The organism is Lapillicoccus sp., assembly GCF_036559105.1.
Taxonomy (GTDB): domain Bacteria; phylum Actinomycetota; class Actinomycetes; order Actinomycetales; family Dermatophilaceae; genus Lapillicoccus.
The window spans coordinates 1-21,713 of sequence record NZ_DATBTV010000021.1 but is presented as its reverse complement, the minus strand read 5'-3'; the positions used below and the strand labels follow the sequence as shown (position 1 = coordinate 21,713).

Here is a 21,713-nt window from a genome sequence, read left to right as displayed (position 1 = left end):
CCGGTGACCTGGATTCGGTCGGAGGCCGCTGCCCGGATGCAGTCCCGCGCGTCGGAGGCTATGGTGTGCGCCGCGGGGGCAATTGTCGTGACTTAGTGACGAGCGGTCACATCTCGACAGACGTGGCCGCCGCGACCGACATCGCCGTCTCGTGGAGGGTTCATGGTTGGGCTGCGCACCGTTCACCGGGCGACGGAAACGTCTCCGGCCGTGTCGTGGTGGCGAGGCCGTTGACGACCGCGACGCGCGACACGGCGGTCCGGGTCGGTCCGCCCGAGCCGGTCGGGCCACCCCCGAAGCGGTCCGGGGTGGGCCGGCGCGAGTGGCTCCTCGCCGCGGTGCTGCTGCTGCCGAACCTCGCCCTGCTCATCCTCTTCACCTACCGGCCGCTGCTCGACAACATCCGGCTGTCGTTCACCGACTGGAACATCTCGGCCCCGATCGCCAACTACATCGGCTTCGCGAACTACACCGAGTGGTTCACCCGCGAGGACACCCGGACCATCGTCCTCAACACGGTGATCTTCACCGTCGCCACCGTCGTCATCTCGATGGGCGTCGGCCTGGCCCTCGCCATGCTGCTGGACCAGCGTCTCCGCGGTCGGAACCTCGTCCGCTCCGCGGTGTTCGCACCGTTCGTCATCTCTGGGGCGGCGGTCGGCGTGGCGTTCCAGTTCGTCTTCGACCCCAGCTTCGGGCTGGTGCGCGACCTGCTCGCGCGGATCGGCGTCGCGTCCCCGGACTTCTACCAGAACCAGCACTGGGCGCTGTTCATGGTGACCGTGACCTACATCTGGAAGAACCTCGGGTACTCGTTCGTCATCTACCTCGCCGCCCTCCAGGGCCGCAGGACCGACCTCGACGAGGCCGCCGAGATCGACGGCGCATCGTCGTGGCGGAAGTTCACCCGGGTCCTGCTCCCGCAACTGCGGCCCACGACGTTCTTCCTGTCGATCACCGTGCTGCTCAGCTCGGTCCAGGTCTTCGACATCATCAATGTGATGACGCGGGGCGGGCCCGTCGGCAACGGCACGACCACCCTCGTCTACCAGGTCTACCAGGAGACCTTCGTCAACCTCCGGGCCGGCTACGGCGCGACGGTCGCCACGATCATGTTCCTCGTCCTGCTCGTCGTCACCGTGGTCCAGGTCCGCTTCATGGATCGGAACACCTCGTGAACCGCGGCAGGGGGTGGACCGCCGCCGGCTATGTGGCCATGGTCCTCGTGTCCCTCGTCATCGCGGTGCCGCTGTTCTGGATCCTCATCACCTCGTTCAAGGAGCGCCAGGACATCTACGTCCGGCCGGCGCAGTGGTGGCCGGACCCGGCCACCAAGGAGAACTACGTCGACGTCACGACGCGGATCGCGTTCTGGAGCTACCTGCGCAACTCGGTGATCATCACCGTCGCCACGGCGACGGCGAAGATCGTGCTCGGCGTGCTCAGCGCGTATGCGTTGGCGCTGCTGCGGTTCCCCGGGCGCACCATCGTCTTCTTCGTCGTCATCGCGGCCCTGATGGTCCCGAACCAGATCACCGTCATCTCGAACTACGCCCTGGTCAGCCAGCTGGGCTGGAAGAACACCTACCAGGGCATCATCATCCCGCTGGCCGGCGTGGCCTTCGGGACGTTCCTCATGCGCAACCAGTTCCTGTCGCTGCCCGGCGAGATCATCGAGGCGGCCCGGCTCGACGGCACGGGCCCGATGAAGCTGCTCTGGCGGATCGTCATGCCGATGTCCTGGCCGACGCTCGTGGCGTTCTCGCTCATCACCGTCGTCATTGAGTGGAACGAGTACCTCTGGCCCTTCCTCATGGCCGACGACGAGCGGGTCGCTCCGCTCCCGGTCGGGCTCACCCTGCTCCAGAACAACGAGGGCCTCACCAACTGGGGTCCCGTCATGGCCGGCACCATCCTCGCGATGCTGCCGATCCTCGTCCTGTTCCTCTTCCTCCAACGCCAGATGATCAAGGGCCTCACGGCCGGCGCTGTGAAGAGCTGACCCGCTTACCCGCAGACGAAAGGCATACCCATGAACGACCTCTCCCGCCAGATCTCACGACGGGGATTCCTCGGAGTAGCCGGTGGCGCCGCCGCCCTCGCCGGTCTCGCCGCCTGTGCCGGCACCGGCAGCCCCGGCACGCCACAAGAGAGCGGCGGTGGCGGCAGCGCGAACACCATCGACTTCTGGAGCAACCACCCGGGCACGTCCAAGGAGGTCGAGCAGAAGATCATCACCGCCTTCCAGTCGGCGAACCCGGGAATCACCGTCAAGCTGACCGACGCGGGCAAGAACTACGAGGAGGTCGCGCAGAAGTTCAACGCGGCCCTGGCCGGTGGGACCCTGCCCGACATCGTGGTCGCCTCGGACGTCACGTGGTTCAACTTCGCGCTCAACAAGCAGTTCGCACCGCTCGACGACCTGCTCTCGGCGGCCGGCGTGAAGACCGACGACTACGTCGACTCGCTCTACAACGACTACAAGTTCAAGGACCAGCACTACGCCCTGCCGTATGCGCGGTCGACGCCGCTCTTCTACTACAACAAGGACCTCTGGAAGGCCGCCGGCCTCGAGGACCGCGGGCCCAAGACCTGGCAGGAGCTGCAGGAGTGGGCGCCGAAGCTCAAGGCCGCGGCCGGGGCGGACAAGTCGGTCTTCGAGATGCCCGACGGCTCGAACTACCTCGACTGGTACTTCCAGAACATGGCGTGGGACTTCGGGGGCGCCTACTCGAAGGAGTGGACCCCGACGTTCACCGACCCGAAGACCGTCGCGGCGGGCCAGTTCCTGCAGGACTTCGCCAAGGCCGGCTACGTCAAGTTCAACAAGACGCCGGAGGCCGACTTCGGCGCCGGCCTCGCGACGTGCATCGTCCAGTCGACCGGGTCGCTCGGCGGCATCACCAAGGCGGCCAAGTTCTCGGTGGGGACGGCGTTCCTGCCCGGTGACGGCAACTGCCCGACCGGCGGCGCCGGCGTGGCGATCCCGGCGGGGATCTCGGACGAGCGGAAGAAGAACGCGCTGAAGTTCATGGAGTTCCTCACCAACGCGGACAACACGGTGATCTTCACCCAGGCGACCGGGTACATGCCGGTCCGGAAGTCCGCGCTGGACAACCAGTCGGAGAAGGACTTCCTCGCGAAGAACCCCAACGCGAAGACCGCGGTGGACCAGCTGCCGAAGACCCGCTCGCAGGACTACGCGCGGGTGTTCGTGCCCGGTGGCGGCGCCCGCATCGGCAAGGCCCTCGACCAGGTCGCGCAGGGCGCCGACGTCGCGCAGACGTTCGCCGGCCTCAACAGCGAGACGCAGCAGGTCATCGACAGCCAGATCAAGGCCAAGCTCTAGCCCATGGCGACGGTCTACTTCGACGAGGCGACACGAGTCTTCACGGGCGGTCACGCACCGGCCGTGGACCACGTGACGCTCGATATCCCGGACGGCGAGTTCCTCGTGCTCGTCGGGCCGTCCGGCTGCGGCAAGTCGACGACGCTGCGGATGCTGGCGGGGCTGGAGCCGATCGATGCGGGCCGCATCCTCATCGACGGCCACGACCAGAAGGGGGTCCGGCCCCGCGACCGCGACGTGGCCATGGTGTTCCAGAGCTACGCCCTCTACCCGAACATGACCGCGGCCGAGAACATGGCGTTCGCGCTCACCAACGCCAAGGTCGCGACGTCCGAGGTGAAGGAGCGGGTCGCCGAGGCGGCGAGGATCCTCGAGCTGGAGCAGTTCCTCGACCGCAAGCCGGGAGCCCTGTCCGGTGGGCAACGGCAGCGGGTAGCGATGGGCCGCGCGATCGTGCGCAACCCCAAGGTGTTCTGCATGGACGAACCGCTGTCCAACCTCGACGCGAAGCTCCGGGTGAGCACCCGGTCGCAGATCGCCGGGCTGCAGCGCCGGCTCGGCATCACCACGGTCTACGTCACGCACGACCAGGTCGAGGCGATGACGATGGGCCACCGGGTCGCTGTGCTCCGCGACGGCCGGCTGCAGCAGGTCGGCACGCCGGAGGAGCTCTACGACCGGCCGGTCAACACCTTCGTCGCCTCGTTCATCGGGTCGCCCGCGATCACCTTGGTGGAGGCCCAGGTACGGGAGGGGGTGGCCGAGGTCCACGGGGTACGCATCCCCCTCGACCGGGCGCTGGCCGCGAAGGCGGGGGAGAAGGTCGTGGTGGGGCTGCGCCCCGAGTCATGGCATCTCGTCGACGCGGGCGCCGACAACGGGGTCGACCTCAAGGTCGAGCTGGTCGAGGCCCTCGGTTCGGAGTCGTTCATCTACGGCGTGCCGGTGGGCGCCGAGCAGGAGGACGGGGTGTCCTCGCAGCGGGTCACGGTCCACTCCGACAAGCGGGTCCGCCCCGAGGTCGGCGAGGTCGTCCATGTGGTCCCGGAGCCCAGCGAGGCCCACGTCTTCTCGGCCGAGACGGGGGAGCGGCTCACGTCGGCCTGACGCTGCTCACACCGTTGGCGAGAGGCCATGGCTCAGCACACGACCGGTGGCGCGGCCGATGCCCCTCCCGCCCCCGGTGATGACGACACGACTCGCCATGATGTCCTCCGTCGGGGACGGCTCTAGTCTGTCGAGATGCTCGACGTCGGTCTCACCGGGGGGATCGGGTCGGGTAAGTCCACGGTGGCCGCCGCCCTGCGGGAACTCGGCGCCCAGGTCATCGACGCCGACGTCGTGGCTCGCGAGGTCGTCGAACCCGGGCGGCCGACCCTGGCCGCCGTGGCCGAGCGGTTCGGGGCGCACCTCATCCGTCCGGACGGGTCCCTCGACCGTGCGGCGCTCGCGGCCATCGTCTTCCCGGACCCGGCCGCCCTGGCCGATCTCGACCGGATCACCGGGCCGGCCATCACGGCCCGGGTGCGCGAGCTGCGGACCGCCTTGGACGTCCAGGCGGTCTCGGTCTACGACATGCCCCTCCTCGTCGAACGCCGCCTCTGGCCCCACGAGCACCTCAGCGTCGTCGTGGGCGCGGACACCGAGACCCGCGTGCGGCGGCTGGTCGACCGCGGGCTGGACGAGACGGACGCGCGCCACCGGATCGCCCGACAGGCCACCGACGAGCAGCGCCGGGCCGCCGCCGACGTGTGGGTCGACAACGACGGCACCCTCGAGGCGACCCAACGGCAGGTCGGCGACCTCTGGGCCCGCCGACTGCTGCCCTTCAACGCGAACCTGCTGGCGGGGAAGCGCAGCCGGCTCCAGCGAGGGGTCGTGGTCGAACCGGACCCCGCGTGGCCCGCGCAGGCCGCACGCCTCGCTGCACGCGTCGCCGACGCCCTCGGCGACCGGGCGGTTCGGGTGGAGCACATCGGGTCGACCAGTGTGCCCGACCTGCCGGCCAAGGACGCCATCGACCTTCAGGTCGGCGTCCGGAGGCTGACCGACGCCGACACCCCGGCGTTCGTGGCCCAGCTCACCCAGCGCGGCTTCGTCCACGTGCCGGCGATCACGGAGGACTCACCCCTACCGCGCGGCGATGACCCGAGCCGGTGGCGCAAGCGCTTCTACGGCTCCATGGACCCGTGTCGGGTCGCGAACGTCCACGTTCGCGAGCTCGGTTCTCCTGGCTGGGTTTTCGCGCTGCAGTTCCGCGACTGGCTCCGTGCCGACCCCGAGGCCCGGCAGCAGTACGCCTCGCTGAAGAAGGCCCTCGCGGCCGGCGCTCCCAGCGCCGACGAGTACACGGAGGCCAAGGAACCGTGGTTCGCCGACGCGTACCCGCGGGTCGAGGGCTGGGTCGGGCGGACGGGGTGGACGGACCAGCTCGGCTCTACCGCTCGGTAACCGTCCACAGCGTGGAACGCCATACCTCATCGGTGTGATCTGAACCACGCGCTGAGCACGCAGATGTCAACGTTGTCATGCATCCATCCCGCGTCCCTCTACTCTCGAAGCACGCGGGGTCGAGGTCCTCAACCCTCTCCCGCAGGCAATGGGGCCGCTGTCATTTCGCCGCAGCCCCGCCAACGGGACTCGGTGGACCCCACTCTGTTTCACGGCACGGGGGTGCCATTGTGTCATTCGACCCTTCCCACGACCTCGCCGGCGGCGATGCCCAGGTCCTGACCGATCGTCGAGCGCGTGTCTCGACGGACTACAGCCCGGTCATGATCCTCCTGACGGTCATCGCTGCGCTCGGCGTTCTCCTCTACTCGAGCTTTCTCCTCAACCCCGCGAACCGCGGCGACTGGCTGCCGTACTCGATGGTCATCGTCGCCGAGAGCCTCCTCATCGTCCAGGCCCTCCTGGCGATGTGGACGATCCTCTCGGGCGCATCCAGCCCACGTGACTACGCGTACTACGCGGCGCGTGACGCTCTGTTCGACCCGAAGTTCATTGCCCGTAACGGCAAGGACGCCACCCAGTGGCCGTTCCGCCTCAACGGGAACGACACCCTGGTCGACGTCTTCATCACCGTCTACGGCGAGCCGGTCGACACCATCCGCCGGACCGCCACGGCCGCGCGAGCCATGACCGGCAAGCACCGGACCTGGATCCTCGACGACGGCAAGTCCGACGGGGTCAGGGACCTCGCGGCCGAGCTGGGTTGCCACTACGTGCGCCGCCTGTCCAACAACGGCGCCAAGGCCGGCAACATCAACCACGCGCTGTCCATCGCCAAGGGCGAGTACTTCGCGATCCTCGACGCCGACTTCGTCCCCAAGGAGGACTTCCTCCTCGAGACGCTGCCGTTCTTCGTCAGCGAGGACGTCGCGTTCGTCCAGACGCCGCAGGTGTACGGCAACCTCCACACCGTCATCGCCCGCGGCGCCGGCTACATGCAGACCGTCTTCTACCGGTTCATCCAGCCCGGCCGGAACCACTTCAACGCCGCGTTCTGCGTCGGCACCAACGTGGTCTTCCGCCGCCAGGCCGTCGACGACATCGGCGGCATGTACACCGCCAGCAAGTCCGAGGACGTGTGGACTTCGCTGCTGCTCCACGAGCGGGGCTGGCGCAGTGTCTACATCCCCGACGAGCTGGCCGTGGGCGACGCCCCGGACACCATCGAGGGCTTCACCAAGCAGCAGCAGCGCTGGGCGACCGGCGGGTTCGAGATCCTCATGACCCACAACCCGCTCAGCCCGCGCCGCCGGCTCACGCCCGACCAGCGGATCATGTACCTGGTCACGGCCACGCACTACCTCGCCGGCATCGCACCGCTGCTGCTCCTGCTCGTCCCGCCGCTGGAGATCTACTTCGACCTCCGGCCCGTGACCATGGACCTCGGCCTGGGCACCTGGCTGCTCTACTACGCCGGCTTCTACGTCATGCAGATCGTCCTGGCGTTCTTCACGCTCGGGTCGTTCCGCTGGGAGTGCCTACTGCTGTCCACGGTGTCGTTCCCGATCTACACGCGGGCGCTGTTCAACGTCATCACCGGCAAGGACACCAAGTGGCACGTCACGGGTGGAAATCACCGGGTGGCCTCGCCGTTCGCCTTCATGGTCCCGCAGGTCCTGATGTTCACGTTCCTGCTGCCGACCTCGTTCGTGGCGATCTGGCGCGACATCAACCACAGCCAGCTGACGCTGGCGACCATCTGGAACATCACCAACACGATCATCCTCGGCGCCTTCATCGGCGCTGCGTTCCGCGAGCTGGCCCGGCGACGTCGCCCCGCCGCGGAGCCTGTCACCGAACCGACTCCCGAGCCAGCCCTGCGTACGGTCATCGCGCGCCCCGCCGACAGCCCTGTCGCGGTGCTCACGCGTGACGACCTCGTGATGGCCGGATCCACTGCGACCCAGGAGGTCTCGTCATGACCTGGACCCAACGACTTCGACTCTTCGGCGGCATCGTCGCCGTGCTCGCTCTCACCGCCGTCCTCACGCTGGTCTTCAACCAGCGCCAGGCCCAGGCCCTCAGCACCACCGGCCAGGTCGTCTCGGCCCAGGCCTCGGTCGGCGCCGCGTACGGCGGCGTCGTCACCAACACCGAGGCCGGCGACGGCGACGAGGTGAAGAAGGGCCAGACCCTCTTCACCGTCAACAGCCCCGACCTGCAGCGGGACCTCTCGCAGGGCCTCAAGGTCACCTCGACCGACGCGTTCGACGTGGACACCAAGACGTCCACCGTGACCTACAAGGCGCTCAGCGACGGCCGGCTCTCCGACGTCAAGGCGCAGACCGGCGGGTTCGTCCAGAACGGTGCGAACCTCGCCACGATCACCTCGGACGGCTCGCAGTATGCGCTCGCCGACTTCGTCCTCTCGCCGCGCGACTACGAGCGGATCGTCAAGGGCGCAGCCGTCAGCCTGCGGCTGCCCGACGACCGCACGGTCGAGGGCACGGTCCAGTCCGTCTCGGTGACCACCGAGAACGGCCAGGCCAAGACGCGGGTGACCGTCGCGAGCGACTCGCTCAAGGACCCGAAGATCGCCGAGCTGACCCACCCGGGTACGCCGGTCGCCGCGACCCTCTCGTTGCGCGACGACGGCCCGCTGGCCGGCCCGACCGACGGGCTGCGCTCGTTCCTCATCAAGATCGGACTCAAGTGATGCGAACCCTCCACTCCCTGACCAGGGGCCGGGCCGGGCCGCTGCGCGCGGGCCTCGCCGTGCTCACCGTCGCGGCGCTCGCCACCGTGACCGCCTGCACCACCAGCTCCAGCAGCAGCGGCGACGCCGCGGGCGCGGGCTCGAAGGTCGAGGGCAGCGGTGACGCCGCCACCGCGGTGATCGACCCCGCCACCCTCCAGACCAACGCCGCGAAGGTCGTCCAGCAGACCCCCAAGCCGCTCCAGGCGGACCGTCTGGCGCAGGGCCTGGTCCCGCCGACGAACAAGTGGTTCTCCAGCCTGGCCCTCGGGCCGGAGGCGCTCCCCGTGTTCGCGGTGCCGCTCAGCTTCACCGAGCAGAAGACCGGTTTCGGGTTCGGCGTACCGAAGGTGGTCACGTCGGACAAGGCGATCATCGGCGGGGCCGTCTCCGACGTCACCGTCACCGTGCCGGGCGTCCAGTCGACCGTCGTGTCCGCCTACGACGACCTCACCGTCACCCTCGAGCAGCGGGGGAGCGGCGGCAAGGCCCTCGGCCACACGGTGCTGGCCCAGGGGTCTCCCTCGGTCACCTTCACGGCCACCGACGCGGTCACCCTCGGCCAGAACGTGTCCTTCGCCGCGGGTGAGCCGCCGACCGTCACGGTCGCCGGGCGCACCTACGGCCTCCTGCTCGACAAGGCCACCGCCAGCGACACGGGTGTCTCGGTCCAAGCCGGTGGCCGGGTGACCTGGTTCGCGGTGCCCGACGGCGGCTCGGCCGCGGCGATGGCCTCGTCCGTCGCGCCGGTCACCTCCGGCAAGACGGCGTATGCGGTCTCCGGGGACTCGGCGACCACCACCCTCACGTACGCCCACGAGGGCGGCGGCGACGGGGTCGTGGTGGCGATGCCGCACCAGAAGACCGGCCTCGCCGGCGGGACGACCTGCGACCTCGGGACCTTCCCGAGCGCCTACGGCACCCTCTCGGTCTGCCGCGGCGACACGCTGACGTGGAGCGAGCCCACCCGGGCCGTCACCACCCAGCTGGACCTCGGCAAGCTCAGCAACGCCGACAAGGCGACCCTGGCCGACCAGGTCCGCAAGGACGTGGCCGAGACCAAGGACTTCCCGGCCGACACGTACTTCGGCGGCAAGGCCCTCTACCGGTCGGCCCAGCTGTACCAGCTGGCCACCCAGCTCGGGCTCGAGGACGTCGCGACGCCGCTCAAGGCGAAGCTCGTCACCCAGCTCGACCAGTGGACCGACCCCCAGGGCTGCGCGAAGCGCCCCGCGTTCTGCTTCGTCTACGACGCGCAGGGCAAGGGCATGATCGGGCTCACCCCCTCGTTCGGCTCGGACGAGTACAACGACCACCACTTCCACTACGGGTACTTCCTCTACACGGCGGGCCTGCTCGCCGCCAACGACCCGGCCCTGGTGGCCAAGTGGCAGCCGGTCATGGACCTCGTCGCCGCCGACATCGCCGGCACCGGGACCAAGGGGCTGTTCCCCGACCGCCGGGCCTTCGACGCCTACAACGCGCACTCGTGGGCCAGCGGCACCTCGCCGTTCGCCGACGGCAACAACCAGGAGAGCACCTCGGAGGCGGTCACCGCCTGGACCGGGCTGAGCATCTGGGCCGACACCACGAAGAACCAGCCGCTCAAGGCGGAGGCCACCTGGATGCTGGCCGGGGAGCAGGCGACCGCGCTGCTCTACGGGCTGCGCATCGACAAGAGCGACCCGGTCTACCAGGGCTTCGGGCACCAGATCTTCTCGTTGACCTGGGGTGGCAAGCGCGACTACGCCACGTGGTTCTCCCCGTCGCCGGCGGCCATGCTGGCCATCCTCGTGCTCCCCGCGAGCCCGAGCTCGGCCGCCTACCTCGCCGGCGACCCCGACCGGATCCGTGCTCAGGTCACCGAGGCGACCGCGGGGGCGGGGTACGGACAGCAGTTCGGCGACTACCTCCTCATGTACGCCGGTCTGGCCGGCCAGCAGGATGCGGCCGCCGCGCTCAAGGAGGCGTCGAGCCTCGACGCGAAGTGGGTCGACGACGGCAACAGCCGGGCCTACATGGAGGCGTGGCTCATGACTAGGGCGTCGTAGCACCCCCGGGCGCCCCGACCAGGGCCCGTCACCCGTGAGGGGGTGGCGGGCTCTGTGTCGTCTCACGGGCTCACCGACGCCTCGCAGTGCCGCTCGACTGGCAGTCGAGCCGCTTGGCTGCCGGTAGAACCCCAGCCGAGTCGCTCGACTGGCAGTCGAGCGGACCGGAGCCCGCACCCTTCCGCCGGTTCAGGGTCGGGCGCCGTCGTGTCGGACCCGGGACGTACCGTTGGCGTATGCGTCCGACGACCGACATCAAGCGGACGGTGGCCCCGTTCGAGGTGATCTCCGAGTTCTCCCCGAGCGGCGACCAGCCGACCGCGATCGACGAGATCTCCCGGCGGATCAAGGCCGGCGAGGACGACGTCGTGCTGCTCGGCGCGACCGGCACCGGCAAGTCGGCGACCACCGCGTGGGTCATCGAGCAGGTCCAGCGGCCGACGCTGGTGATGGCGCCCAACAAGACGCTGGCGGCCCAGCTGGCCAACGAGTTCCGCGAGCTGCTGCCCAACAACGCGGTCGAGTACTTCGTCTCCTACTACGACTACTACCAGCCCGAGGCCTACATCCCGCAGACGGACACCTACATCGAGAAGGACTCGTCGATCAACGACGAGGTCGAGCGGCTCCGGCACAGCGCGACCAGCTCGCTGCTGACCCGCCGCGACGTCGTCGTGGTGGCGTCGGTGTCGTGCATCTACGGGCTGGGGACGCCGCAGGAGTACGTCGACCGCATGGTCCGGCTCCGGGTCGGCGAGCAGATGGACCGCGACCAGCTGCTGCTCAAGTTCGTGCAGATGCAGTACACCCGCAACGACCTGGCCTTCACCCGCGGCACCTTCCGGGTCCGCGGCGACACCGTCGAGATCATCCCGGTCTACGAGGAGCTCGCGATCCGGATCGAGCTGTTCGGCGACGAGGTCGAACGGATCTACACGCTCCACCCGGTCACCGGTGAGGTGGTCCGCGAGGAGACCGAGATGTACGTCTTCCCGGCCACTCACTACGTCGCCGGACCCGAGCGCATGGAGCGGGCGATCAGGGGCATCGAGATCGAGCTGGCCGACCGGCTGGCCGAGCTGGAGCGCCAGGGCAAGCTGCTCGAGGCGCAGCGGCTCCGGATGCGGACGACCTACGACATCGAGATGATGCGCCAGGTCGGGTCGTGCAGCGGCATCGAGAACTACTCGCGGCACATCGACGGCCGGTCGGCGGGATCCGCGCCGAACTGCCTGATCGACTACTTCCCGGACGACTTCCTGCTGGTCATCGACGAGTCGCACCAGACCGTGCCACAGATCGGGGCGATGTACGAGGGCGACATGTCCCGCAAGCGGATGCTCGTCGACCACGGGTTCCGGCTGCCGAGCGCGATGGACAACCGCCCGCTGATGTGGGAGGAGTTCCTCGACCGGATCGGCCAGACCCTCTACCTGTCGGCGACGCCGGGCCCCTACGAGCTGGCCAAGGCCGCGACGTCCGGCCCACCGGTGGAGCAGATCATCCGGCCGACCGGCCTCGTCGACCCGGAGATCGTGCTCAAGCCGACGAAGGGCCAGATCGACGACCTCATCCACGAGATCACGCTGCGCACCGGGCGCAACGAGCGGATCCTCGTCACCACGCTGACCAAGAAGATGGCCGAGGACCTCACCGACTACCTGCTCGACAAGGGGATCCGGGTCCGCTACCTCCACTCCGACATCGACACCCTGCGCCGGGTGGAGCTGCTGCGGGAGCTGCGGACCGGCGAGTTCGACGTCCTCGTCGGCATCAACCTGCTCCGTGAGGGCCTCGACCTGCCCGAGGTGTCGCTGGTGTGCATCCTCGACGCCGACAAGGAGGGGTTCCTGCGCTCGGCGCGGTCGCTCATCCAGACCATCGGTCGCGCCGCCCGCAACGTCAGCGGGCAGGTGCACATGTACGCCGACAACGTCACCCCGTCGATGCGGGAGGCCCTTGACGAGACCTCCCGGCGGCGGGAGAAGCAGATCGCGTTCAACAAGGAGCGGGGTGTCGACCCGCAGCCGCTGCGGAAGAAGATCGCCGACATCACGGACCTGCTGGCCCGCGAGGACGCCGACACCGAGCAGCTGCTCGGCAGCGGGCGCTCGCAGTCCCGCGGTCGGGCGACGAAGACCGGCGGGGGCGGTCGTGGGGCGCTGGCCGTCGACGTCAACGTGTCCGGCGGTGGACGGCTGGAGTCCATGGCGGCGGCCGACCTCGCCTCACTGATCCAGGAGCTGACCACCCAGATGCACGCGGCCGCGGCCGACCTGCACTTCGAGCTGGCCGCGCGGCTCCGGGACGAGCTCGGCGACCTCAAGAAGGAGCTCCGACAGATGACCCGCGCCACCTCCTGACCGGACCCGGCGGGCGGTACCTCCCGCCGGGTGGCGATGGCGTTGGATGACGGTATGCCAGCGATGCCGGGACCGGGCCTCCTCGGCCGGGTCCCGGCGCCACTGCTCGTCCTCATGGGCATCGTCTCGGTCCAGTTCGGGGGCGCGCTCGCGGCGACCCTCGTCCCGGCGATCGGGGCCGCCGGGTCGGTCACCCTGCGGCTGCTCATCGGCACCCTGATCCTCCTGGCCGTCGCGCGGCCGCGGCTGACCGGCCACTCCCGCCGGGCGTGGGGGACCGTGGTCCTCTTCGGGTTGGCGCTCGGGGCGATGAACTGGTCGTTCTACGCCTCGCTCGGGCGGCTGCCGATCGGGGTGGCCGTGACGGTCGAGTTCCTCGGGCCGCTCGTGCTCACCGTAGCCCTCTCGCGCCGCGGCCTGGACTTCCTCGCGGTGGTCGGGGCGGCGGCGGGAGTCGTCCTCATCTCCGAGGCCCTCAGCGTCCCCTTCGCCGAGCTCGACCTCATCGGGTTGGGGCTGGCCGCCGTGGCCGGGGCTTGCTGGGCGGCATACATCATCCTGTCGAAGCGGACCGGGGCCGCCTTCTCGCAGCTGGACGGCTTGGCCATCGCCATGGTCGTCGCGTGCCTGGCCGTGGCCCCGTTCGGGCTTGGTTCGGCCCCCCTGTGGACCTCGGAGATCCTCCTCAAGGGGCTCGGCATCGCGGTGCTGTCGTCGGTGCTGCCGTACTCGTTCGAGCTGTTCGCGCTCCGACGGATGAGCTCACGGGTGTTCGGGATCCTGCTGAGCCTGGAGCCGGCGCTGGCCGCGCTGGCCGGGTTCCTCGTGCTGGACCAACGGCTGACCGGGCTCCAGCTGCTGGGCATCGCGCTGGTGGTCGGCGCCAGCGCCCTGGTCATGGGCACCACCCGCCGCGGCTCCACCCTGGACGAGACCGACGGCCCCGCCCTGGCCGGCTGACCCGCCGAGAGCTGGCCTCGGCGAGGGACAGTGGGCCTCAGCAGCCGGTCGGGGCCTGCTTCGAGCGGTCGTCGTGGGCGCTCTTCACCAGGCTCGCGACCGTGGTCACGCCGAGGATGACCACGATGGCGGCCAGCGACACCACGATGGGAATCTCCGGGACCGGGATCGGCTCGCCGCCGTTGATGAACGGAAGGTTGTTCTCGTGCATCGCGTGCAGGATCAGCTTCACGCCGATGAACGCCAGCAGCACGGCGAGCCCGATGCTGAGGTAGACCAGCCGCTCGAGCAGCCCGCCGATGAGGAAGTAGAGCTGTCGCAGACCCATGAGCGCGAAGATGTTCGCGGTGAGGACGAGGTACGGCTCCTTGGTGAGCCCGTAGATCGCCGGGATCGAGTCCAGCGCGAACAGCAGGTCGGTTGTGCCCAGCGCCACGATGACGATGAACATCGGCGTGAGCATCCTCTTGCCGTCGATCCGCGTCGCGATCTTGGGTCCGTGGAACTCCGGCGTCACCGGGAACCGCTTCTCCACCCACGTGAGGAGACGGTTCTCCTTGAACTCGTCGTCCTCGATCGAGCCCTCGCGGGCCAGCTTGACCGCGGTGTAGATGAGGAACAGGCCGAAGATGTAGAAGACCGAGGCGAACTCGTTGATCACCGCGGCGCCGAGGGCGATGAAGATGCCCCGCAGGATGATCGCGATGACGATCCCGATGACCAGGGCCTCCTGCTGGAGCTTCTCCGGCACGAGGAACTTGCGCATGATCAGCAGGAAGACGAAAAGGTTGTCGACCGACAGCGAGTACTCGGTGAGCCAGCCGGCGTAGAACTCACCGGCGTACTGAGCGCCCGAGTTCCACCACACCCAGAGCCCGAACACCACCGCCGCACCGACGTAGAACGAGAGCGCGATCGCGCACTCCCGCATCGACGGCACGTGCGGGCGCCGTGCGATGACGCCGACGTCGATGACGAGGAACACGATGAGCACCCCGATGGTGACCCACCAGGTGGTTGCGGAGACGTCCACGGTTGATCAGGGCCTTCCGGTCACGATGCATGAGCAGGCGACCGGAGGTCTCTCCCGCCCGCCGGAACGAGTTCCGTGCGGACCGGCGCCCCGGGAGCCGGCCCCGAAGGGCGACACCGTGATGACGAGGCAACCGCGAGCGGGGATACTCCCCTCCGTCGCCACCATCGTGTCACACGACGGTCACGCGCCGAACTTCCGTCCACCGTCGCGAGGCGTCAGGGGCGCTGCTTCTTCGGCAGCTTCGCGACGACCAGCTCGTACGAGGCGTCCACCGCGTCCCGCAGCTCCTCGTCGGGGATCGCCCCGTCGAGCCGCAGGGAGTTCCAGCCGGACCGCCCGATGTAGGCCATCACGCTGGCGTCGTCGGGGTACTGGCGGATCCACTCGTCGGCCTCGTCACGGTTCGCCCCGGCTTTGACCCCGATCGACGTCTCACCGGTGAAGGCGAAGATCTTGTCGGCGACCTTGGCGACGTAGTCGCCCTCCCACGGCTGGTCCGACCACGCGCCCGGCTTGGCCAGGCAGTAGGCCAGCAGCTCGTCGCGGGTCATCGGACCCGCCCCGCACCGCTGAGGGTGGCCAGGCGCCGCTCGTCGAGCGGCTCCTCGACGATGGCGCGGGCCTCCGAGGCGTGGATCATCCGGTATGCGCCGGTGACGATCCCGACGTGGTGCGCCGTCTCGCCGGGCCGGGCGAAGAAGTACAGGTCGCCTGGGTGGGCGTCGGCGGCATCCACCGGTACGGTCGCCGCCTGCTGGTCGTGGGCGTCCCGGGGGAGCACCCGTCCCAGCTCTCGGTGGACGAGGTGGACGAGCCCGGAGCAGTCGAGACCGAGCGGCGAGGTCCCACCCCAGAGGTACGGGAGCCCGAGGTGCTCCCGGGCCAGGGCCAGGTCGGCGCGTCCGTCGGGGCCAGGACGGGCCGCCCAGGACTCGTCCTCGGGCGCGTCGTCGTGTCCGCCGGTGTCGTCACCGATGAGGTGGGCCTCGCGCAGCCAGCCGGGGTAGCCACGCTCGTCGAGGGAGCTCGGCTGCCACGGGCAGACGACCTCCACCCACCCCGGGTATGCGGCGTCGTCGCCGACCACGGTCACCGGCTCGCCCGCGAGCACCTGGGTGTGCACCCGACCGTGCAGCCCCAGCCGCCCGTTGCCGTCCTCACCGTCGTCCGGGTGTGCGTCGAGCGCTGCTAACCAGGCGACGACGTCGGGTACGTCGGCGACCGCCGGCCGGTCGACGGGGCGCGGCCGGTCCGGCGCGACCCAGAGCGTCGCCACGGGGACCCGCGCCCGCATCTGCATCCGGTCATCCTGGCACGCCGCCGAAACCCGTCAGGACTCAGATGTTTGTCGACAAAACGGGCACCGGCCCGGAGAACCGACAGACATCTGAGTCCGGACGGGCCCGCCGGGTCGGCATACTGCACGGCGTGGAGGCATCCGACACGCTGGAGGAGCGGCTGACCGCGGTGGCGGAGTCGTCGCCGGGGCGGCTCGGCGTCGCGGCCCGGGACGACCGGGGCTGGACGTGGTCCTTCGACGCGGAGCGGGTCTCGCGGTCGGCCAGCACCATCAAGGTGCCGATCCTAGTGACCGTGCTGCGGCTGGTCGAGCAGGGCCGGCTCGACCTCAACGACCCCGTCGCCATCGCGGCGTTCGAGGACCGGGTCGGCGGGTGCGGGCCGCTCAGCCTGCTGCCCTCGGTGACGTCGCTGCCGCTGGTGGAGGCGTTGCGACTGATGATCGCGCTGAGCGACAACGACGCGACGAATGCGGTCCTGGAGCACGCGGCCCTGCTCCGGAGCGGTGAGGTCGGCCGTCTGCTGGCGGAGGTGCCGACCCGGCATACCCGCCTGCAGCGTCCGATGATGGACCCCGCCTCGATCGCGGCCGGTCTGGAGAACGAGACCTGCCCGCAGGACCTTGTCGACCTGCTCGACGCCCTGCGTACGGGACGGCTGCTCGGGTCTGACGCGACTCGGCTCGCGATCGAGATCCTGCGCGAGCAGCAGTTTGTGGCCGGACTGCCCGCCGCGCTCCCGGCGGGCGTGGTGGCCGCCTCCAAGACGGGGGAGCTGCCCGGCCTGCGGGCCGACCTGGCCCTGGCGGAGCGGGACCACCGCTGGGTCGCCGTGGCCGTCGTGGCGGACCGGCTGACCGATCCGGAGGACATAGGCGGCCCCGACAGCGGCACCCGCGTGCTGCCGGTCTTCGCGGCCATCGGCGCGCTCGCCGCCGAACGGTTGAGCATGGGCGGGTGAGCGTCCCGTTTCGCCGAATCGGTCCGGTACCGATGACGAGGATGGAAATGTAGTCATGGTGTCGACGGGAGGTGGCATGTCGGACGCGTCGGCCGTGCTGGACGGGCTGCTCGACTCGTTGGCTCGTGGGGACCGGGAGGCGGCTCTGGGCTGCTTCGCGCCCGGGGCCACCGTCGTCGTGTCCGGATCCCACCACGACTACTCGTCGTACCCCCCGGCGGTCGTCGTGGACGCGCTGATCCGGTCCTTCATGGAGCTGTCCTGGACGCCGTCATCCAGTCGGATCATCGGTGGTGCGCGGGTTCAGGACGGGGTCCTGACCGCGACCCACATCGGCCCCTTCCTCGGGACCCAGCCGAGCGCGAGGAGGGTGCGGACGTCCGTCCGGATGACGACCGCCCTCACCGACGATCATCAGCTCGAGATGCTGACCCTCTGGGGCAGCCGCGACCTCCTCGCCGAAGAGCTGGTCCGGCCGGACTCCGATCCCGACGGGTGGCGGTTCACGAGCGGCCCGGGGCCGTCCTCGGACGCGACGGGTGAGGCCGCCCCGGAGCCCGGGGAGCACGTCCCCGGCGAGACCGCCCCCGCACGGCGCCGCGACTCAGTCCACGCGGTCCGGACGGCGCGAATCCTCCGCTGGAGTGGTGTGGCCATCGCCGTGGTGATCCTCGTTGTCGTCATCGGCCAGGGAGCGCGGTCGATCTTCTCGTCTGCCGACGTGGTCGCGGGCACCATCGCGCTCCGGCTGACTCCGCCCGGTAACAGCGCCGGCCTGCCCGTCGTCGTCCAGCAGTCGGCCCAGGACGCCGTCGCCGACATCGTCGGCGGCCCGGCCCCTATCCTTGCGGCCGGTGCCGGCCGCGCGCCTAGGGTCCTCGATCCCGTCGGCCCGGCGATCCCGTTCCCTTCGGACTCCGCGGATCTGTCGCCCTCGTCGACCGCACAAGTCGACGCCGTGGCCGCGGCACTCGTCGCGCGTAACCTGACCGGTGCCGTGTTCATCCACGGCTTCGCGGAGGACACCGGGTCCGCACAACGCAACACCGTGGTGTCGACCGAGCGCGCTGCGGCGGTGGCGACGGCTCTGCGGGACCGGCTCGCCGGCAGGCCCGTTCAGCTCGTCTTCGCGGGTCTCGGCGCGGCCGACCCCCTCGCTGCCCAGTCCAGCGACGGCCAAACCGCGGTGAACCGACGCGTGCTCGTCCTCTACCCGGCCGTGCGCTGACCCCTACGTCCCACGGGACAAGGCGATGTCACCAGCCGCGGGCGCGCCATTCGTCGAGGTGCGGCCGCTCGACCCCGAGGGTCGTGTCGTTGCCGTGCCCCGGGTAGACCCACGTGTCGTCGCCGTAGACGTCGAACACCCGCTCGGTGACGTCGCGGTAGAGCGAGTCGAAGCTCTGGCCCGGGTTCTTGGTGTTGCCCACCCCACCCGGGAAGAGTGAGTCGCCTGTGAAGAGGTGTGTGAACCCCTCCGGGTCGGACGGGTCGCGGTAGGCCAGGGCCACCGACCCCGGGGTGTGCCCGCGCAGGGCCACCACGTCGAGCGTCACGTCGCCGAACGTGACCGTGTCACCGTGGAAGAGCCGGTCGTCGACGTCGACCGGGAGCGCGTCGGCGTCCTCCGCACCGGCCGCCGTTCGGGCTCCGGTGGTCCTCGCCATCTCGCGCAGGGCACCGACGTGGTCCTGGTGCTGGTGGGTCGTCACGATGACGTCGAGCCGCTCGGTGCCCTCCTCGAGCAGGGCGCGGAGGCGGTCCGGGTCGGCCGCCGCGTCGACGAGCAGCTGCGCCCCCGTGGACCGGCAGGTCAGCAGGTAGGCGTTGTTGTCGAACGAGGAGACGCTGCACTTGCGGATGGTCAGCCGCGGCAGCTCCCGCACGTCGGAGGGGCCGCCGGGGCTGACGGCACCCGCATACCCGTCGTTCGCCATGCCGGAAGCCTCCTCAGCCCAGCGAGGGGATCGTCGGGAGCGTGCCCTCCACGCCGGCGGCGTCACCGCGGGTGAGCCACGCGAGGACGGCGGCGCGGGTCCCCGACACGATCGGGCGACCGTCGCCGATCGACCAGACATCGCCCTCGTTGGTGCGGATCGACATCGACGGGGTCTCGGGGTTGTGGCGCAGCCGCCGGATGGTGTCCTGCAGGAGGGCCAGGAGCACCTCGTCGTCGACCTCCGCGAACGAGAACCCGGCGTCGAGGTCGATGTGATGCAGCACCACCTCGCGCATCCGCATGAACGGCAGGTAGCCGGCCTTGACCTTGGTGTTGTTGCGGGCGAGCAGCGGAACGGTCGACATCTCCTCGGTCAGCCCGGCCGACGCCGCCGCGAACCGCGCGGCGCTCGCCTCCAGGTCGGTGACCTGCTCCGCCAGCGGGCGCCCCGCGCCGGCCTCGATGTCGGCGTCGCGAGCGTCGGGGCTGTCGTACATCGGCTCTGACGAGCCGGTCACCGCGTTGGTCACGAGCCGGAGCAGTGCGTCGGCGTTACGGGCGATGTGCGTGAGGACGTGTCCACGGGTCCACCCCGGGCAGAGGCTGGGGTCCCCGATGCTGCCGGGGTCGAGCGAGCGCGCGGTGGCCAGGAGCAGCTCGGTATGCCGGTCGACGGCGACGAGGTGGGTCCGGAAGTCCATGTTCGGCGTCGTCGTCGGGTCGGTCATGCCTTCACCGTAGCGACCCCAGCGAGCGCGTGAGCCGCGCCGATGAGGGTCAGGTGCGAGAACGCCTGCGGGTAGTTGCCGACCATGCGGTGGTCCTTCGGGTCGTACTCCTCGGACAGCAGGCCCACGTCGTTGACGAGGGCGACCAGCCGGTCCATGAGCTCCTTCGCCTGGTCGGGCCGGCCGGCCAGCGCCAGCGCCTGCACCAGCCAGAACGAGCACGCGAGGAACGGGTGCTCCGAGCCGGGCAGCCCGTCGACGCCGCTGGTGGTGCGGTAGCGCAGCAGGAGCCCCTCGTGCATGAGGTCCTGCACGATGGCGTCGAGGGTGCCGAGCACCTTGGGGTCGTCGGGCGGCAGGAACCCGCAGATCGGGATGAGCAGCAGCGACGCGTCGACCTCGTCGGTCTCGTAGTGCTGGGTGAAGGTGTTGCGCTCGGTGTTGAAGCCCTTGGCGAGGATCTCCTCGCGGACCTGGTCGCGCAGGTCGCGCCACTTGTCGACCGGGCCTGAGAGCCCGTGCTTCTCCACTCCCTGGATGGCCCGGTCGAACGCGGCCCAGACCATGACGCGGGAATGGGTGAAGTAGCGCAGTGGGCCGCGGATCTCCCAGAGTCCGTTGTCCGGCTCGTCCCAGCGGCGGCCGAGCTCCTCCACGAGTGACCGCTGGATCCGCCACGACCGATCCGACTCCTCGAGGCCGTGGTCCCGGCCGTCGGAGAGAGCCATCATCACCTCGCCGAGGACGTCGGTCTGGCGCTGGGACACCGCGGCGTTGCCGATGCGCACCGGCCGCGAGCCGGCATACCCCGGCAGGTGCCCGATCTCCCGTTCGGGCAGGTCGCGCGAGCCGTCCACCGCGTACATGATCTGCATGTCCTCGGGGTCCCCGGCCACCGCCCGGAGCAGCCAGCGGCGCCACAACAGGGTCTCCTCGACGAACCCGGACCCCATCAGCGCCTCGAGGGTGAGTGACGCGTCACGCAGCCAGCAGTAGCGGTAGTCCCAGTTCCGGGTGCCCCCGACGTCCTCCGGGAGACTGGTCGTCGGAGCGGCGACGATGCCTCCCGTCTCCGAGTGAGTGAGCAGCCGCAGCACGAGCAGCGAGCGGACCAGCACGTCGCGGTACGGCCCCTCGTACTGGAACCGGTCGGCCCACTCCTGCCACTCCTCGCGGGTCGTCTCGACGATGGCCTCGCTGTCGAGCTGCTCGCGGATCGGGAGGTGCGACGGTGCCCACGTCGTCGAGAAGACGAGCCGGTCGCCCTCGGCCACGTCGAACTCGTCGACGTGCTTGCCGTCGTGGGCGTGGGGGAGGCGGGTCCCGCGCAGGACCAGCGCGTCGGGGCCGGCGACCGCGGAGATGACCTTGTCGTCGGCGCCGCCCGGGCCGTCGTGGCGGCTGACCCAGGGGGTGATCTTCCCGTACGAGAACCGGACCACCCACTCGTGCCTCATCCGCACGGTGCCCTTGACGCCCTCCACCGTCCGCACGATGTCGGCGCGGTCGTCGGCGGTGGGCATGACGTCGGTGACCTTGACGACGCCGGTGTCGGTCTCGTGCGTGGTCTCGAGGACGAACGTGTCCCCGACGTAGCGGCGCGTCGACCGGGCCTCCTCCACCGGGCCGATCAGCCACCGGCCGTGCTGCGGGGTGCCGAGCAGCGCCGTGAACGAGGACGGCGAGTCGAAGCGGGGGAGGCAGAGCCAGTCGACGGACCCGCCGCGGCTGACCAGCGCGCAGGTCTTCATGTCGCCGATGACGGCGTAGTCATGGATCAGCGTGCTGCCGTGGGGTGCCGACCGAGCAGGTTGCGAGGGCC

18 protein-coding genes are annotated in these 21,713 nt (G+C 70.0%); 12 read left to right on the top strand and 6 right to left on the bottom strand.

Annotated elements, in window-relative coordinates; translation table 11 throughout:
* Nucleotides 1-230 precede the first annotated feature (230 nt).
* The 10 genes from VIG79_RS02800 (at nt 231) to VIG79_RS02755 (ending at nt 13,929) form a co-directional block, all read left to right on the top strand.
* On the top strand, nt 231-1,178 hold the full coding sequence (locus tag VIG79_RS02800; RefSeq protein WP_331881868.1) for a sugar ABC transporter permease: 948 nt from the start codon (nt 231-233) through the stop codon (nt 1,176-1,178).
* On the top strand, nt 1,175-2,002 hold the full coding sequence (locus tag VIG79_RS02795) for a carbohydrate ABC transporter permease (protein ID WP_331881865.1): 828 nt from the start codon (nt 1,175-1,177) through the stop codon (nt 2,000-2,002). The genes VIG79_RS02800 and VIG79_RS02795 overlap by 4 nt, the downstream gene beginning before the upstream one ends.
* 30 nt (nt 2,003-2,032) lie before the next feature.
* Nucleotides 2,033-3,349 (top strand): ABC transporter substrate-binding protein, encoded by a 1,317-nt coding sequence (locus VIG79_RS02790; protein ID WP_331881863.1) that lies wholly within the window; start codon nt 2,033-2,035, stop codon nt 3,347-3,349.
* A 3-nt stretch (nt 3,350-3,352) separates the two neighbouring features.
* Nucleotides 3,353-4,456, top strand: coding sequence for a sn-glycerol-3-phosphate ABC transporter ATP-binding protein UgpC (locus VIG79_RS02785; RefSeq protein WP_331881861.1), 1,104 nt, complete (start codon nt 3,353-3,355; stop codon nt 4,454-4,456).
* A gap of 135 nt (nt 4,457-4,591) precedes the next feature.
* Nucleotides 4,592-5,800 (top strand): dephospho-CoA kinase, encoded by a 1,209-nt coding sequence (coaE, locus tag VIG79_RS02780; protein ID WP_331881858.1) that lies wholly within the window; start codon nt 4,592-4,594, stop codon nt 5,798-5,800.
* A gap of 323 nt (nt 5,801-6,123) precedes the next feature.
* A complete protein-coding gene (locus VIG79_RS02775; RefSeq protein WP_331881856.1) occupies nt 6,124-7,782 on the top strand; it encodes a cellulose synthase catalytic subunit in 1,659 nt (552 codons plus the stop codon).
* Nucleotides 7,779-8,516: an HlyD family secretion protein gene (locus VIG79_RS02770; protein ID WP_331881853.1), complete on the top strand. Its 738-nt coding sequence runs from the start codon at nt 7,779-7,781 to the stop codon at nt 8,514-8,516. Before VIG79_RS02775 ends, VIG79_RS02770 begins: the two co-directional genes overlap by 4 nt.
* Entirely contained in the window at nt 8,516-10,606 is a 2,091-nt protein-coding gene (locus VIG79_RS02765; protein WP_331881850.1) for a glycosyl hydrolase, read from the top strand. The genes VIG79_RS02770 and VIG79_RS02765 overlap by 1 nt, the downstream gene beginning before the upstream one ends.
* A gap of 236 nt (nt 10,607-10,842) precedes the next feature.
* Entirely contained in the window at nt 10,843-12,969 is a 2,127-nt protein-coding gene (gene uvrB, locus VIG79_RS02760; RefSeq protein ID WP_331881847.1) for an excinuclease ABC subunit UvrB, read from the top strand.
* 63 nt (nt 12,970-13,032) lie between these two features.
* Nucleotides 13,033-13,929 (top strand): EamA family transporter, encoded by an 897-nt coding sequence (locus tag VIG79_RS02755; RefSeq protein WP_331881968.1) that lies wholly within the window; start codon nt 13,033-13,035, stop codon nt 13,927-13,929.
* 37 nt (nt 13,930-13,966) lie between these two features.
* Here VIG79_RS02755 and VIG79_RS02750 read toward each other — a convergent pair whose 3' ends face one another.
* The 3 genes from VIG79_RS02750 to VIG79_RS02740 form a co-directional block, all read right to left on the bottom strand.
* On the bottom strand, nt 13,967-14,962 hold the full coding sequence (locus VIG79_RS02750; RefSeq protein WP_331881845.1) for a TerC family protein: 996 nt from the start codon (nt 14,960-14,962) through the stop codon (nt 13,967-13,969).
* Between the two features lie 218 nt (nt 14,963-15,180).
* Nucleotides 15,181-15,516 (bottom strand): MmcQ/YjbR family DNA-binding protein, encoded by a 336-nt coding sequence (locus VIG79_RS02745; RefSeq protein ID WP_331881843.1) that lies wholly within the window; start codon nt 15,514-15,516, stop codon nt 15,181-15,183.
* Nucleotides 15,513-16,265, bottom strand: coding sequence for a C40 family peptidase (locus VIG79_RS02740; protein ID WP_331881841.1), 753 nt, complete (start codon nt 16,263-16,265; stop codon nt 15,513-15,515). Before VIG79_RS02740 ends, VIG79_RS02745 begins: the two co-directional genes overlap by 4 nt.
* Before the next feature lie 128 nt (nt 16,266-16,393).
* Here VIG79_RS02740 and VIG79_RS02735 point away from each other — a divergent pair, with 128 nt between their 5' ends.
* Nucleotides 16,394-17,224, top strand: coding sequence for a serine hydrolase (locus VIG79_RS02735; RefSeq protein WP_331881838.1), 831 nt, complete (start codon nt 16,394-16,396; stop codon nt 17,222-17,224).
* Between the two features lie 76 nt (nt 17,225-17,300).
* Nucleotides 17,301-18,452 (top strand): OmpA family protein, encoded by a 1,152-nt coding sequence (locus tag VIG79_RS02730; protein WP_331881835.1) that lies wholly within the window; start codon nt 17,301-17,303, stop codon nt 18,450-18,452.
* A gap of 28 nt (nt 18,453-18,480) precedes the next feature.
* Here the strand turns inward: VIG79_RS02730 and VIG79_RS02725 are convergent, their stop codons facing one another.
* The 3 genes from VIG79_RS02725 to VIG79_RS02715 all read right to left on the bottom strand — a co-directional run.
* Nucleotides 18,481-19,161, bottom strand: a complete 681-nt coding sequence (locus VIG79_RS02725; protein ID WP_331881833.1) for an MBL fold metallo-hydrolase — start codon at nt 19,159-19,161, stop codon at nt 18,481-18,483.
* Between the two features lie 13 nt (nt 19,162-19,174).
* On the bottom strand, nt 19,175-19,891 hold the full coding sequence (locus VIG79_RS02720) for a maleylpyruvate isomerase family mycothiol-dependent enzyme (RefSeq protein ID WP_331881831.1): 717 nt from the start codon (nt 19,889-19,891) through the stop codon (nt 19,175-19,177).
* Nucleotides 19,888-21,713 (bottom strand): glycoside hydrolase family 15 protein (locus tag VIG79_RS02715; protein WP_414672566.1); only part of this gene is annotated, 1,826 nt, incomplete at its 5' end. The genes VIG79_RS02715 and VIG79_RS02720, both read right to left, overlap by 4 nt.